Annotated in this window: 13 protein-coding genes; all 13 read right to left on the bottom strand. The window is 47.9% G+C overall.

Going from position 1 to position 12,364, the window contains the following annotated elements:
• Positions 1-38 precede the first annotated feature (38 nt).
• Positions 39-197: a Maff2 family mobile element protein gene (locus DW757_RS12700; protein WP_003500126.1), complete on the bottom strand. Its 159-nt coding sequence runs from the start codon at positions 195-197 to the stop codon at positions 39-41.
• 89 nt (positions 198-286) lie between these two features.
• Complete coding sequence (locus DW757_RS12695; RefSeq protein ID WP_107001181.1) at positions 287-2,110, bottom strand: VirD4-like conjugal transfer protein, CD1115 family; 1,824 nt, start codon at positions 2,108-2,110, stop codon at positions 287-289.
• The gene (locus DW757_RS12690) at positions 2,107-2,577 is read right to left on the bottom strand and encodes a PcfB family protein (RefSeq protein ID WP_107001182.1); all 471 of its coding nucleotides are present in this window, start codon (positions 2,575-2,577) and stop codon (positions 2,107-2,109) included. Before DW757_RS12690 ends, DW757_RS12695 begins: the two co-directional genes overlap by 4 nt.
• Before the next feature lie 91 nt (positions 2,578-2,668).
• A complete protein-coding gene (locus tag DW757_RS12685; protein ID WP_107001183.1) occupies positions 2,669-3,718 on the bottom strand; it encodes a hypothetical protein in 1,050 nt (349 codons plus the stop codon).
• 14 nt (positions 3,719-3,732) lie between these two features.
• Entirely contained in the window at positions 3,733-4,446 is a 714-nt protein-coding gene (locus tag DW757_RS12680) for an antirestriction protein ArdA (RefSeq protein WP_107001184.1), read from the bottom strand.
• A 4-nt stretch (positions 4,447-4,450) separates the two neighbouring features.
• Positions 4,451-5,536 (bottom strand): DNA cytosine methyltransferase, encoded by a 1,086-nt coding sequence (locus DW757_RS12675; protein WP_107001185.1) that lies wholly within the window; start codon positions 5,534-5,536, stop codon positions 4,451-4,453.
• Positions 5,523-5,879: a hypothetical protein gene (locus DW757_RS12670; protein ID WP_009901612.1), complete on the bottom strand. Its 357-nt coding sequence runs from the start codon at positions 5,877-5,879 to the stop codon at positions 5,523-5,525. The genes DW757_RS12675 and DW757_RS12670 overlap by 14 nt, the downstream gene beginning before the upstream one ends.
• Positions 5,880-6,188: 309 nt before the next feature.
• Complete coding sequence (locus DW757_RS12665; protein ID WP_107001186.1) at positions 6,189-7,568, bottom strand: ParB/RepB/Spo0J family partition protein; 1,380 nt, start codon at positions 7,566-7,568, stop codon at positions 6,189-6,191.
• The gene (locus tag DW757_RS12660) at positions 7,552-8,244 is read right to left on the bottom strand and encodes a nucleotidyltransferase domain-containing protein (protein WP_118751860.1); all 693 of its coding nucleotides are present in this window, start codon (positions 8,242-8,244) and stop codon (positions 7,552-7,554) included. The genes DW757_RS12665 and DW757_RS12660 overlap by 17 nt, the downstream gene beginning before the upstream one ends.
• On the bottom strand, positions 8,245-9,042 hold the full coding sequence (locus tag DW757_RS12655) for an aminoglycoside 3'-phosphotransferase/choline kinase family protein (RefSeq protein ID WP_004452867.1): 798 nt from the start codon (positions 9,040-9,042) through the stop codon (positions 8,245-8,247). It lies immediately after the preceding gene.
• A 115-nt stretch (positions 9,043-9,157) separates the two neighbouring features.
• The gene (locus DW757_RS12650; protein WP_004452869.1) at positions 9,158-9,703 is read right to left on the bottom strand and encodes an AAA family ATPase; all 546 of its coding nucleotides are present in this window, start codon (positions 9,701-9,703) and stop codon (positions 9,158-9,160) included.
• Positions 9,704-9,887: 184 nt separating this feature from the next.
• Positions 9,888-10,265 (bottom strand): TnpV protein, encoded by a 378-nt coding sequence (locus tag DW757_RS12645; protein WP_032511034.1) that lies wholly within the window; start codon positions 10,263-10,265, stop codon positions 9,888-9,890.
• Positions 10,190-12,310: a recombinase family protein gene (locus DW757_RS12640; protein WP_004452872.1), complete on the bottom strand. Its 2,121-nt coding sequence runs from the start codon at positions 12,308-12,310 to the stop codon at positions 10,190-10,192. The genes DW757_RS12645 and DW757_RS12640 overlap by 76 nt, the downstream gene beginning before the upstream one ends.
• Between the last annotated feature and the right edge of the window lie 54 nt (positions 12,311-12,364).

The following is a 12,364-nucleotide window of genomic DNA, read 5'->3' as shown; positions in this document are numbered from 1 at the left end:
TACCGTCTGGATTGGTTTTCCTTTCTTTTTTGTTCCCTTTAATTAGCCATGAACTGCTTAATGCCCTGTGATTTTGCCGCAGGGTTGTCCGACCCGTAACCTTCCAGAAGGTTGATGACACCCCACACCGCCAGACCGGCGCCAAGAGCCATGACCAGAATTTTAAGAATGTCGATTGCCTGATTGAAAAATTCCATATACGTTCCTCCATTTTGTTTGTTTGATGGTTTTGGGTACAAAAAAAGCCGCCCACATCGGCGGCGCTTCGGGTCATCATGGCCCGAAGTTACACGAACTCGTCGCTGTCCAGATCATCGAAGTTCAACAGGTCAGCTTCTTCGTCCGTGTCGGAGCCGTCCACTTCGTACACCGTGTATTCGTCCTCCGGCTTTAGTCTCAATGGCCGGTGGCGGAACAGGCTTTCCAAGCGGAAGGCGTTTTTCTTTTTATCAAATTCGGCTGTGTACTTGTAATTCGGGTGCTTTTTCAAGTCATACTTCGGGGACAGGAAGGGCGGGAGCCCCCGAAGCTGCAAGATACATTTATCCCCGGGCATGGTGGTGATCTCGCTGGTAGTCATCAGCTCCCGGCCAAGCCGCTGCATATTCTGGCTGTAACTTTCAGACTGCCCCCGGCTCCGGCCTTCGGTCTGCATGGAGATGGTGGCCTTGCCCAGCCAGTTTTCCGAAATATCCTTTAGGGTGGAAGCCTCCCGGCCTCCGAGGAACACGATACTGTCCATGTTGCCCATGATGGTTTCAGAATGGTCCTTGTACAATGCCTTGCACTGGCTCATAGCCTGATAAAAGAGTGTCAGGCTGATCTCACGGGAACGGATGACAGCCACAATTTTCTCCAGCCCCGGCACCTGCCCGGTGTTGGCAGCCTCGTCCCACAGCACCCGCACATGGTAGGGCAGACGCCCGCCATAGGTATTGTCAGCCCGTTCACACAGAAGGTTGAACATCTGCGAAAAAGCGAGGGCAACCAAAAAGTTGTAGGTGGTGTCCGTGTCGCTGATAAGGAAGAACAGCGCTGATTTTTCATCCCCCAGCTTATCAAGCTCCAGTTCGTCATAGGACATGATCTCCCGAAGCTGGGGAATGTCAAAGGGGGCAAGTCTGGCTCCGCAGCTAATCAGTATGCTTTTAGCTGTCTTGCCGCTGGCCAGCTTGTATTTCTTATACTGTCTCACAGCGAAGTGCTGGGGACTGCGGCGTTCCAGCCCATCGAACATATAGTCAACCGCATTTTTGAAGGTTTCGTCATCTTCCCGGACTTCCATGCTGTTTATCATTTCCACCAGCGTATTCATGTTGCGTTCTTCCTCCGGCCCCTCAAAGACGATATAGGCCACAAGGGCGCAGTACAAAAGGGTTTCGGCTTTTGTCCAGAACTCGTCGCCCTCCTTGCCATCGCCTTTGGTATTGGCAATCAGGGCGGTAACGAATTTCAAAACATCGCTTTCCGTCTTGATATAGGCCAGCGGATTGTAGTGCATGGATTTGGAGAAGTCGATACTGTTGAACACCCGCACCCTGTATTTTTCCCTTTGCAGGAACCGCCCGCACTGGTCGAGGGTGCCGCCCTTCGGGTCTACCACCACATACGAGGAATGGGCTTGAAGGAGCTGCGGGGTCAGCCAGAACCTTGTCTTTCCCGAGCCGGACGAGCCGATGACACAGGCGTTTAGGTTCCGGGCATTGGCAGGTACCTTCGGACGGGTGTTCATGGTAAGGAACTCCGTCCCGGTTAAAATGACATTGTTCTGAAATTTAGGGTCTACAAACGGCTTTATATCCTCCTTTGTTCCAAAGCGGGCGGTGCCGTACTCCGCATCCCGCCGGAATTTTTTTGCCTTCCTGATCTTTGACTGTATCAGCAGATACATCCCAGCCGCACCGGCAAGGCCCACCAGCAGGTCAATACCGCCCAGCCCCGGCCAGTAGGTTTCAAAGGCTTTCGGGAAGGTGTCGAGCATCCCCATGAGCTTTGTCCCGAAGTCTGTGCCGGGTGCAGTCCGGTAGGCCGTCCCGATTTTGGAAAAAAACCAGAACACAAAGAGGTACGGCAGGTTGGGGAGCACATATTTTCTGATCTTGTCACTCAACGTCCGTCCTTCACCGCCTCTCTGGTCCGCTGCTTCTCCTTTGCCTGCGTCCTGATCTGCTCCGTGAATTTCCGAAGCTGGCCGAGGATAGAAGGCTTGTCCTGCTCTTTGTCCAGCACCTTTGCACTGTACTTCTGGAAGGCCGCCGTGATAGCGTCCGCCTGATTGGCTTTGAAAAACAGCAGGTAATGGCCGGGGCTCACTTTATGGAAAGCGTAGTCCACATGGAACTCCTTCGCGATCCGGTCAAAATCCTTCGGGGCTCCCACATAGGGCATGGCGCTTTTGCCGCCATAGTGGTTCATCAGCTTTTTCACACTCTGGCGTCCCTGTGGGGTCAGCGCCTTCCGGTGGTGCTTTTGCAGCGTCCGCACCACCTTCCCAAGAGCGGCAGCCAGCACTTTTCCCGTGAGCTTCGTTGTCCTGATCGAAAGGGCAACCGTTTTTTGGTTTACTTCTTCCTGCATAAAACCTCCTTTCCGTCGGGGTTCCCGCTATCCGGGAGGCCCCCGTACAATCTCGGCGAACAGAAAGCCTCGGGCCAATGTGGCCCGAGGCTTACCGCTCGGCATCCCTGCCGGACGGAGCTTTCTTTTCCGGCTCCGTCTGGACTTTTTCGCCCTGTTCCCGCATGGTCTGCAAGATAGAGGGCTTCTTTTGAAGCTGGGAGGGCTTTTCGCCGGACAGCGGCTTGATACATTCCAGCCGGTCAGCCGCCCGGATGGCGTTGTCCGTGAGCTGCCTCTGCCATGCACCCACGCTGGGAGCCCAACGAAAGCCGCTGCTTTTCAGCTCGGCCCGGGTGTCCGCGTCAGGCTTTCCGTCAAAGAACACCTGCAAGCGGTTGTCCTCCCGGTTCATTTCCACACGACCCCCATCGAACTCCCAGCCGGAAAATTCCTGCTGTGCCTGTTTGGAAAGCTGTTCGATACGGGCCTTTACCCGGCGGATCTCCGCGTTGTTGTTGGTAAGCTGGTAGCTTTCAAAGGGCCTCGGGTCGCTCCGCCAGCTTGACGCCATGCTTGCTTTCAGCTTTTCGATCTGGTCCGGCGACAGCAGCGCACAGCCATCCAGTTTGCCATGCTTGCGGTAATAGGCGTTGACCTCCTTCATAATGAGCTGGGAGCGTTCCAGCCCGTCCAGCTTCTTCTGGAGCTTTTCAATCGCTGCCGGGTCATCGGCGCTGATCCCGCCCATGCCGGTACTGCGTATCTTATCCAGCAGCCCTTGAATATACTGCCATTCCTCCATGTTGCTGTCCCGGGCCCGGTTCTGTTTTTCCTTCTTCCCCACCGGGAAATTGGCAGGTCCGGCGATCATCACAGAGGGAACCCTTGCGTCAATGGCAAAGCCCTGGTTCATGTTTTCAGCCAGCTTTCGGGCATAGGTGTCTAACAAATGGTCGATCTTCTCATGGTACATGGGGGCCACCCGGGATTTCTGCTTTTCCGCTATGGCGGCGGCCTTGTCCACCATTGCCCGGTATTCCGCCGTTGCGCTCCCTTCCTTGTAGTCGGAAAAGCTGTTCATTTCCTTTGCCCGGCGGGCGGCTCCTTCATTGATAGGGTAATAGTTGATGGTATGCACCTCCTTCATGCTTCGGGCCATGCTGGCCCGAAGTCCTACCGTTCTTCATGGGAAGGCCCCGCCTTGTCCTTTTTCGGAGCGGGCGGGGCTTCTTGAAACCGTTTGAGTGCAACGAGAATGGAGTGGACAGGTTCGGCCTTTTCAGGATAGGCAAATATCCGGTGTTCCGGCGGAATGTCCTGCGGCCCGTGGTAATACTCCTTGAAGCCCTCCGGGACTGCCGACACATATCCACCGGGAGCGAATACGCCGCCCTCGTTGATACGCACATCCCGCCCGTATGCTTCATAATCGAAGTAGTTCTGAATGTGCTCCGGTATGTCGATGGTCCCAAGCTCGTCGGCGTAAAGGCGGCCCAGCCCTTCATCATCGGAAATATCCGGGTAAAAGCGGTAAAGGTCAAGGTTCTGCGTCAGGTTTATCAAATCCTTCACGCTCCTTGTGTGGTTTCCCAAGACAAGAGCGGCTTCAAAGGTTTCCAGTCCGCCCTTATCCCGTACTTCCAGCAGGGCGTGGCCCAGCTCGTTCAGCTCGTCGATGTTCTCACATTCGTAGAGATGATCGTAGAGCCCCAGCACATCGCTGTCAAAGCTGGTAAAGAACACTTCGCTGTACCGTTTCCCGTCTATCCCGATTTTGGCAAGGGCGGCCTGCAACTCCTGTGTCGTCGTGGGGAAATGTACCGTTGTCCCTACCTCAATCCCCATCAAGGGGTACAGGGCGGTGTTGGTTATATAGGCTTCAAACATGGGCTCATTCCTCCTTTCCGGCCCGGTCAGCCAGCACCTCATAGATCCCGGCCATAATGTAATCGGCGCAAGGGAGGGCAATCGCGTTCCCCAGCGCCTTGTAGCGTTGCAGAGGCCGGATCTCCACGCCGTCCGCCCCGTACTTTGTCCAGCCCTCTGGCAGCCCCATCAGCCGTTCGCTTTCCGTTTCCGTCAGAAAACGGATACAGCCGCCCTCCGGGTCGCCCTCATACCAGAAGGCGAAGGGCGTCACGTCACTGGCTAAAAGAGTGGGAAAAGGGTCAGTTGGTAATCCGAAGCTGTTTCGGAAGGCCGTTTCTTCCTGCCTTTTTGCCGCTCCCCGCATACGGAAGCACTGAAAGGGGTGGATGACTGGTATCTGCCGCCCTGTTTCAAAAGAAGCTGTTCGATCTCCTTCGGCGGCGGCCCGCCCGCCCTCTCCGCAAGGCGGAGGAAGTGGGAGCATTGGACGGGGCTTAAATAGTATGTCTGCGGCACGTCTGCCTCCAAAATCCGCCACGACGAAAATCCGCTGCCTTCGTGCCAGCCTTCGGGTGCCTGCCCAATACTGGGCGTCCATGAGCCGCCAGCACACATCAGGCGTTCCCCCTCGCACCATTCCGGCATTTCCCCATCTTCCCGAAGGAGGCATTGGAACTTCGGTGTCCGAGAAGGCGGATAGGACGGCTCTAAAGTCCATCCGGTCATTTGTAGAAAACGCTCCCATGACGTTTTCCCAAACAGCGATAGCTGGATATAGGTTATCAGTAGCATCCCTCATTTCCTGTATGATACGAAACGCCTGATAGAACAGGCTTGATTTTGCCCCGGCAAGGCCGGAGCGGTTGCCGATCAGAGAAAGGTTCTGACAGGGGGAACCGAAGGTTATCACATGGACCGGCGGGATTTTCCCGCCGTCCACCTTCGTAATATCTCCCAAATGCGCCATATCGGGAAAGTGCCTTTTGGTTATGGAGATGGGCGCTTTTTCAATCTCGCTGGCCCAGACCGGACGGATACCGCACCGGGAAGCAGCCAGAGGGAACACGCCGATCCCGTCGAAAAGGCTCCCCAGCTTAATGTCCGGCATGGCCCGGGGTGCCGTGTCCCTTCACGGCAAGCACCCCTTCCAGCGTTGTCGCCGCAATGCCCAGCCGTCCGGCAACCGCAATATCGTTTTTCACATCCTCGTCCACAACGCTGCCGCAGACGATCAGGGTATGAGAACGCCGCAGCATATCCCGGCGCATATCAATCCCGGCCTTATGTTCCTCGGGAACGCTGTCATTCAAAAACAGCGGCAGGTACAAGAGCGGGCAGATCGGGGAAAAGCCCGCCTCATAAGCAAGGCGGCAGTAGTGAGCCGCCAGCTCCATATCAACATCCGGCTCGCCGCTCCATGCGGCGGTCAGGTACGCTAAAGGTCGTTTCATTGGTTGAGCCTCCATTTCTGTTTTGGTTTAGGGAAAAGCAAGAGTTCGCCCAATCCCTCCGCCCCTTCCCCCGGGAAGGGGAACGGCTCTGGAGAATTTATATCCCCGTCGCTTGACCGGGAAAAAGCATAACCGGGAGAAATCCGTCAAGGGTGCCTCTGGCACCGCCTGCGGCGGCGCTGCCCTTGACTGATTTTCCCGGCTATGCTACGGAATAACTGGCGACGGGGAATCATTTATATCTCCAGAGCTTCGGGGCGCGGGGCAGAGCCCCGCAATCCTCGGGCCATGCTGACCCGAAGTTTTAGCTTACTTTTCCTGTTCGGTTTTCTTCTCCGGTTTTTCGTGTTCCTTCTGCTGACCCTTCCAGTCGTCCAGCAGCTTGATGATCTGGTCCTTCATTTCCCTCGGCGTAGTTTCCTTGCCGAAATACTTGCTCAGTTCCGCACCTGTCAAAATCACTTTGTCTACCTCCTTTTTGTCCTCCATCATAATGCCGTCGATCACATCCCCGTTGAGCAGCTTCTTTTCGTCCAGTTCCCGCATACGCTTTGCCTGCGCCTGTGAAGGCGAGGACTGCTGGCTGTCAATGGCAACGGCGATATAGTTCTGGTTCTTCTTGCCGATATAGGAAAGCTCCACCGCCGTAGTAAAGCCCAGTTTTTTTTCATCCATCAGCTTCATCAAGTCGGGAACCAGCTCATTGAGCCGGATATACCGCTGCACCTGTTTGACCGCCATCTTATTACGCTCGGCCACAATTTCGTTGGAGCGTTTTCCTGCGTCCTTCGGGTCAATCTGGCCCGAAGTGCGGGAGCCCTGGTGCTTGATAGCCTCAAGCTGCATTTTCAAGGCTTTGGCCCGCTCACTGGGGAGGATTTCTTCACGCTGGTTGAGATTATCCTCGACCATCTGCGTGATGGCTTCATCGTCTGTCAGGTTTCGGACGATACAGGGCATATCCGCATATCCGGCAAGCTCGCTGGCTTTCTGGCGGCGGTGGCCGGACACGATCTCATAGCCGCCATCCTCACGGGGACGGACGATAGCGGGCTGGGTCACGCCCTTGTCCTTAACGCTGGACACCATAGCCCGCATTTCTTCATCGTCCCGGACTTCAAAGGGATGGTTCTTGAAGGCGTGGAGTTCGTTCAGCTTGATATAGACGATCTGCTCCTTGCCCCGGCGTGGAGCATCCTTCGGTTTTTCGGGTTCCTTCGGAGCGGGAGCGGCCTGTACCGTTGGAGCCGTTTTTTTCTCCGGTTCCTTTTTGACCGCCTTTTCCGTTTTCTGTGCGGGAGCTTTGGATTTCGAGGCTGCGTCCTTGTCCTTATCTGCTTTCGGGGGACGGCCCCGGCGCTTCGGCTGTTCCGGCTCTTTGGGTTTTTCCTCTGCTTTTTTCGGAGCCTCCGGCTGCTTTTCCGGTTTCTCCGCTTTTGCCGGGTCAGGCTTTTCCACGCCGGGAGCTGCCGCTCGTTCCTCGGCTTTCTTTTCCTTCATAATTTCAGCGAAGTTATAGACAGAAACCTGTGGGGTCTTTACCTCTGGTTCCGTCTTTTTTTCCGGCTCCGGGGAAACGGAAACCTTCTCCGACTCTTTTGGGGGATTAGGCGGTGTTTCCTTGCCCGGCCCGCTATCCGTTACCGGCTGTTCCGGCGTTTTTGTGGTTTTATCATCTGCCATAAGCATTTACCTCCTGTTTTTTGGCATGAAAAAAGGGGCTCAACTTTTCAGTCAAGCCCCCGTGGGAAGTTCCTCCTTTCTCCGCCATGATACAAAAATACCGCCCGTAGTCTCGTTTGGGCGGTACTTTGTGTAAGATTGGCAGTCCATTATTAAGTTTTTTATTATGTTCCCTTTGTACACCGTTGCAATCAATAATGTATTCCTTTGGTACTTTTGAAAACACTTCTTTTGATGGCTTACCAAAATCCATCTTATCATTTGGAACATTTATAACATTGAAATGACTTGCTAGATCAGGGTCAACTTTATAATCATCATTGATGACTATTGTTTTATCTTCCTTATATCTTTCTATCCAATCTCTGCTACCGTGAAGTTCGTAAGGTATTGGATGTTTTATATTTCTACAATTATCTTCTAGTACAACACTAAATTCAAAACCTTTTTTAGGAAATAATTGCTCATTTTCTAACATTTTATCCCAAATAAATTGTTTTGTTTCTGAATTTATTTTTTCTTTTACAACTATAATAAAGTCTAAATCAGATTTATTCGGATTAAAACTTCCTAATCTTAATGAGCCGTGAAAATAAACTCCAACATAATTATCTTGTAATATTTCTTTAACCCATTCATTAACTTGTTTCATTAACTCATATATATCCATTTGTACCACCATTTATAAAACTTTCTTTATTTTATCAACTTGTTCTTCTACTTCTTCCGGATAGTTTTTAACCATATCATCAAAATCAGCAATTTCACGTGCCTTTATTAACATTGATACTCTTTTGATTAAATCTTCATCTGTATATTTATAATAACTTAATACCTTATTTATAAAACCTGTTCCTAAATAATAAAGTGCAGCAATATCATAAGCAGGATCACCCATACCAGAGCCTTCAAAATCCACTATTCCAACTAATTCGTTATTATCGTTAAGAATATAATTCTCATACCATAAATCTCCGTGTATAAAATGATAATCATTAAATGTTAATAAATAGTTTTTATATTCATTAAACCAAGATAATATTTTTTCATAATTAGATTCACTTAAATATTCTTTTAATTCAATAACACTTTGTTCAGTTATTTCTAATTCATTTTTTATATATTCATCTTTATCAAAATCAACTCTTATTTCATATAATTCATCCATAAATTCAGCGAGTTTTTTAGCAATATTATCTAAATTAACTATTTCAATATGTTCTTTTCTAAAAGTATGTCCTTTAATCATTTTATAAATTAATGCGCCATTTGGATATTCTTCGCAAGGCTCAATCAATTCAATAATTCTTGGTATTTCCAACGATTTAACATTACTTATTTGATTAATTACGTTCACATATTTTTGATAGTTTTTATATGAATTTTGATTTACTCCATCAAGTAAAATATAATCATCATTTATAATATATGCCTTACTATTAAAGCCTTCATTTATGTATTTTCTACTTATAATATCCATCTTTGCACCTCATTCTTAATAACTAAATAGAGTCATAATAATAAACATTTTCTGGCAATTCTTGATTAGGCAATTTGAATGTTCTAATTTTAACAAACTTACCACCAATAATTGTCTAAAATAGTAAGGCCGTACCGCTTACTATTTTTTCTTTTACTGCTGAAACAGTATCTTTGATTGAATGCGCAGTTGTATCTATAACATTTAATTCATAGATTCCTAAATTGGAAAATTGATTCCACATTGTTTCAACTAATTCAATATTTGTTTCTCTGTCTAACTTTGAGCGTTCGATAGCTCGCTTCATGGTTTCTTCTTTACTTGCCCTTAAAACGATATAGTGTACTTCATAATGCTCTTGAACAATGTTGAGCCACGGCTCTAAAAACCACGGTCCTACAATGCCATCTACAATTACATCATATCCACCACGAGCATATCGCTTCGCAGCTTCTAAAAACGCTTCAATGACAATCAAATTTTGCTCATTTGATTCTGGCAAATGCGGTGGTATTGCCCCTTTACTCAAATAATGATAAAAGTCATCTGTGTGCATATGTACAGACTTTTCCAAATCTGATTCTTTTGCAACAACAGATGCCGTTGTAGTTTTTCCTGTCCCCGGCGCACCTGTGATTACAATAATTCTACCTTGATTCATCTATATTTTACCTCCACAACTTCGGATTTATCTCGCTGATTTAGACGTATTGTACCATATTTTTGTGAATTTTTCAACTTAGCCACTTCGATTATACTCACGACTTAATAACTTCTTAAATACTTCCCGAAAAAGAAAAACTGCCATCCGTTAAGACAGCAGTTCCTTTTCGGCTGGTATGCTATTAAGAATACACAATATCGTTCAATACAATCTCATCTGCACAGGCTCGGATATTGTTCATCAATCCTATCCATTTCATCATATCCTTTCCTTTCAGTTCTTCCGTCACACCCTGCTTTCTTGCCATTTCCTTTATCAGATACTCCGCCATATCACACGCCGAAGTATCAATATCGGCAAGGTGTTCATATAACTTTCCGCTTGTAAGCAGATTGATATACAAGATTTTCCTGTGTTCCCTTAAATATCTTTCCCTCATTCTTCCGTATTTTGTGAGAGTGGGCGGTTCTTCGTTTTCTATCGTCAAGCAGGGATAGTAATAATCTCCGATGAGTTCGTACTGGATACCGGTTCTTTCGTCTGTAATAAATCTTTGCATTTTGATTTCTCCTTTTGCTTCTTATGGTAAAATTCCAAAGATTTTTCGTTGTGATTTTGTTTTTGACATTCTTCGGAACAGAATTTCTGCTGACTGTGTGTAGGCCAGTAGGTACTGCCACACACAGCACAGACACGCTGACGATAATAATGATTTCCTTTTTCTGCTTCTCTGTCGGCTTTCTTTTGGTCTTGCCTTGCCTGATAGCAACAATCCTTTGAACAGAATATCTGTCGGTTGCTTGTAGGTACAAACTCCTTTTGACAATGGGGGCATACCTTTGCTTTTACGATTTCTCCACCGTTTTCAGCGAGTTTTTTCGCCTTTCGCTTCTCTCGGTAAACTTTTTCACGCTCACGCTGTTTTGCCAGTCGTTCCATTTCAATCTGTTCTTCCTGTGCCTTGATTTCAGCAAGTTCTTCTTCTGTGTAGGCAATATCGACCTGCCCCACATAGTTGAAATAAATATCAACCTTTTGTGTCCTTGCTTTTCCCACACCCTCTGCTTCATAAACCACAATCTTGTCAATGAGTTCGGCAAACATCAAATCGGAAATTTCTGTCGGCTCTTTGCACTTGCGTATCAAAGAAATGAAATGCTTAATATCAACCGTATTCGCCTTTTCTTCGGTCAGTTCCTTTTGCATTTCCTCAATTTTCGTTTCCAGTTCAGCCTGCTCATCATCATACTGCTTCATTAGTTGCTTGTACTGTCTTTCGGGCAGTAATCCCGAAACAAGATTTTCATACAACCCACGAATAAGTTTTGACAGTTCATCGTATCGCTTCTGAAAACGCTGCAACTCCGATTTATTGTGCTTTGGCTTTTCTGTCTGCTTTTCGTTCCACAATACTTGAAGTTCCTTTGCAAAGGCTTCTTCGTCATTCAGAACAAATCTTGATAATCGTTTTACAGTCGATAATATCAAGGCTTCAACATTATCAGCACTAATCGAATGGGCAGTGCAGGAGTTTACTCTGCTGGCATACCCACCGCAACGGTAAGAATACTGTAACGAACGGTCTTTTTTACTGTAATGCGTTTGCAAGGTCATTCTTCTGCCACAGTCAGCACAGAACAGATAACCGCTTAAACGATTGCTGTGCGTTCCTCTTGCCGCTGTTCTGTTGGCTCGTTTCTTTCGCTTCTGAACGCTGTCCCAAAGTTCCTGCGAGATGATAGGCTCGTGCGTATTATAAAATACATACTGTTCATCTTCATCGGTATTTTTCCTTTTGTGCAGTTTGAAATTGGTGCTGACCGACTTACGCAAAACAGTATGACCAAGATATTCCTGTCTGCTCAAAATCGCTCTTATGGTTGACATTCCCCAAGTATATGGGTCTGAAAACTTCGTTCCATTATACTGTTCGGGGTGATATTCCTTTGCGTGTGCTGCCGGAATTAAAACCTTTTCTTCGGTAAGCAATTCAGCGATTGCTCTCGGACTTTTGCCCTCGTTGGCAAGCAGAAAGATACGCTTTACCACCTCAGAAGCCACAGGGTCAACGACAAGCGTTTGTTTGTCGGTTGCTAATCGGTTATATCCATAGGGAATAGAACCGCTACATCGCTTTCCGTCTTTCATACGGGCATCAAACACAGCCTTGATTTTATTGCTTGTGTCTTTGGCATACCACTCGTTCATTATATTCAAAAACGGGGCAAAGTCATTATCCGAAGCATTGTTGCTGTCAATACTGTTGTTTATTGCAAGAAAACGGACATCTTTCTGTGGGAACAGAACTTCCGTATAAAAGCCGACTTGCAGATAGTTTCGTCCTAATCGGCTCATATCCTTAACAATAATCGTTGCGACATTTCCTGCTTCTACTTCCTTAATCAGTTCTTGAAAACTCGGACGATTGAAATTCACACCCGAAAAACCATCGTCAGTAAAATGGCGAATATTCGTGAACCCATTTCTGCGAGCATAATCTTCCAAGTATTTCTTTTGGTTGGTGATTGAATTTGACTCACCATTGAGGTCATCATCTCTTGATAAACGCTCATAGAGTGCTGTAATCTTTGAAGTCCTTGACATTCTCTTATCCTCCTTTCTTTATGTAATCTGTTTTGGTATTAAAAGTATTACTCC

The organism is Clostridium sp. AM29-11AC (assembly GCF_003480545.1).
GTDB classification, from domain to species: Bacteria; Bacillota; Clostridia; order Lachnospirales; family Lachnospiraceae; genus Otoolea; species Otoolea saccharolyticum_A.
The sequence above is the reverse complement of the archived record's forward strand: the minus strand, read 5'-3'. Positions and strand labels throughout refer to the sequence as shown.

Bases quoted from the DNA above. Each gene is read 5' to 3' on its own strand.
- DW757_RS12700 (WP_003500126.1), bottom strand. From the start codon at position 197: ATGGAATTTTTCAATCAGGCAATCGACATTCTTAAAATTCTGGTCATG.
- DW757_RS12690 (WP_107001182.1), bottom strand. From the start codon at position 2,577: ATGCAGGAAGAAGTAAACCAAAAAACGGTTGCCCTTTCGATCAGGACA.
- DW757_RS12685 (WP_107001183.1), bottom strand. From the start codon at position 3,718: ATGGCCCGAAGCATGAAGGAGGTGCATACCATCAACTATTACCCTATC.
- DW757_RS12680 (WP_107001184.1), bottom strand. From the start codon at position 4,446: ATGTTTGAAGCCTATATAACCAACACCGCCCTGTACCCCTTGATGGGG.
- DW757_RS12675 (WP_107001185.1), bottom strand. From the start codon at position 5,536: ATGCCGGACATTAAGCTGGGGAGCCTTTTCGACGGGATCGGCGTGTTC.
- DW757_RS12670 (WP_009901612.1), bottom strand. From the start codon at position 5,879: ATGAAACGACCTTTAGCGTACCTGACCGCCGCATGGAGCGGCGAGCCG.
- DW757_RS12665 (WP_107001186.1), bottom strand. From the start codon at position 7,568: ATGCTTATGGCAGATGATAAAACCACAAAAACGCCGGAACAGCCGGTA.
- DW757_RS12660 (WP_118751860.1), bottom strand. From the start codon at position 8,244: ATGGTGGTACAAATGGATATATATGAGTTAATGAAACAAGTTAATGAA.
- DW757_RS12655 (WP_004452867.1), bottom strand. From the start codon at position 9,042: ATGGATATTATAAGTAGAAAATACATAAATGAAGGCTTTAATAGTAAG.
- DW757_RS12650 (WP_004452869.1), bottom strand. From the start codon at position 9,703: ATGAATCAAGGTAGAATTATTGTAATCACAGGTGCGCCGGGGACAGGA.
- DW757_RS12645 (WP_032511034.1), bottom strand. From the start codon at position 10,265: ATGCAAAGATTTATTACAGACGAAAGAACCGGTATCCAGTACGAACTC.
- DW757_RS12640 (WP_004452872.1), bottom strand. From the start codon at position 12,310: ATGTCAAGGACTTCAAAGATTACAGCACTCTATGAGCGTTTATCAAGA.